The sequence below is a fragment of the Aquabacterium sp. A7-Y genome, assembly GCF_026153205.1.
In the GTDB taxonomy this organism is placed as follows: Bacteria; Pseudomonadota; Gammaproteobacteria; order Burkholderiales; family Burkholderiaceae_C; genus Caldimonas.
In genome coordinates, this window is the sequence record NZ_JAPFBW010000080.1 from 1 (window position 1) to 1669 (window position 1669).

Below are 1669 nucleotides of genomic sequence, written 5' to 3' on the forward strand. Positions count from 1 at the left end.
AGGGCAAGCGGGCCGCAGGTGGCGGCCCATCCTCCTTGACCGGGGCCGAGATCTCCGCGCCCGTTGCTCCCTGTTGTCCACCGCAGCGGTGGACAAGATTGTGAGCAGCCAGTGCAGAGCCGGGGCCGAGCGGCTCCAGCGGTTGCTCCCGGTTGCCATGCTGCAATTTCTTGCAGGGCTTCGCCCAACCGCTACGCCTCGGGGGCTTCGCCTCACCGGCATTGCGTCCTTGATGACGTCGCGCAGCGGCGTCTCTTCTGCTGGCGCAGCTGCCTCCGCCCAACTGACGCCAGGCTCCGGGGTACGAGTGCGGTCACTGAAGGGCATTTCGGAGGAAACCCGCTGCCCTGCAGGTCGTCACCGTGCAGTCCTGCAAATGCTGCAAAAAGGGAGATCTGCAGATATTACCTTTTCATCTCTTGTCCGTTCGGCGCAGCGGAAAGTGTGCGACCACAGACTGCCCTGCGCCGGTCGCGCCGCCCGCCCGTCGCTTGGCGGGTCAAGGCCGGTTGGCGGTCTCCCTGCCACCTGTAGTTGCCTCGACGCGCGCGACATCGCCGGTACGGCTATTGCTGGAATGGTTGTGGGGGGTGCACCAAGGCTCAAACGCAGTACGGGAGCGCCAGCATGTACGACAAATACAGGAGCTCGGCCAGCGACGCTTTCGCCCAAGACGACGACCACCGCAGCTTGCATACACCGGAAGAGGTGCCGAGTGCGGTCATCGTTGTTTCGCCCGACGGCGTGGTGAGCTACTGGAACCGAGCCGCCGAAGAGCTGTTCGGCTTTGCCCGGGATGAAGCGATCGGGCGCACACTGCGCGAACTGGTGATTCCCGAAGGCACAACTGACGGCGAGGTCGGGCCGCAGCATCTGCCGGGGCCAGCTACGCCGCGCAGCTACGAGGCCATGCGACGCCGCAAGGACGGCGCGTTGATCTATGTGAATGCCTGCGTGCGTGAACTGCACGGCCCCGGCGGCGCACTGCGCGGTTGGGTCTACGGAAAAACCGACGTCACACATCTGAAGGTTCGGCGCGATGCGCAGCTGCTCGAGGCACGCTACCGTGATCTGCTCGAGTCGACGCCGGACGCCATCGTCATGGTCAACGACATCGGTCGCATCGTGCTGGTGAACAGCCAGGCGGAAGCGGTGTTTGGGTACACGCGCCACGAACTGGTCGGTCAGCCGCTGGAAGTGCTGCTGCCGCTACGCTACCGGCAAGCCCACGTCGGCCATCGTGCTGCGTACGTGAGCCGCTCGCGCACCCGTCCCATGGGTGCGGGGCTGGAACTGCACGGCATGCGCAAGAACGGCGAGGAGTTTCCCGTCGAGATCAGCCTGAGCCCGCTGCAGACCGATGTTGGCCGGGTCAGCATGAGCGCGATTCGCGACATCACCGCCCGGCGCAAGGCCGAGCAGAAGTTCCGTGGGCTGCTGGAGTCGGCGCCGGACGCGATGGTGATCGTGAACACCGCCGGCGTCATTGTGCTGGTCAACTCACAGACCGAGCGCTTGTTCGGCTACCAACGCGAAGAACTGCTTGGCCAGCCGATCGAGATCCTGATCCCGGAGCGCTTCCGCGCGACACACCCCGAGCACCGAACGCGGTTCTTCAAGGAGCCCAAGGTACGCCCCATGGGCGCCGGGCTGGAGCTGCAGGGGCGGC

General features: G+C 65.5%; 1 protein-coding gene. It reads left to right on the forward strand.

The window, feature by feature from the left end:
- Nucleotides 1-627: 627 nt before the first annotated feature.
- A partial coding sequence (locus OOT46_RS30600; protein ID WP_265407400.1) for a PAS domain S-box protein occupies nt 628-1669 on the forward strand: 1042 nt, incomplete at its 3' end.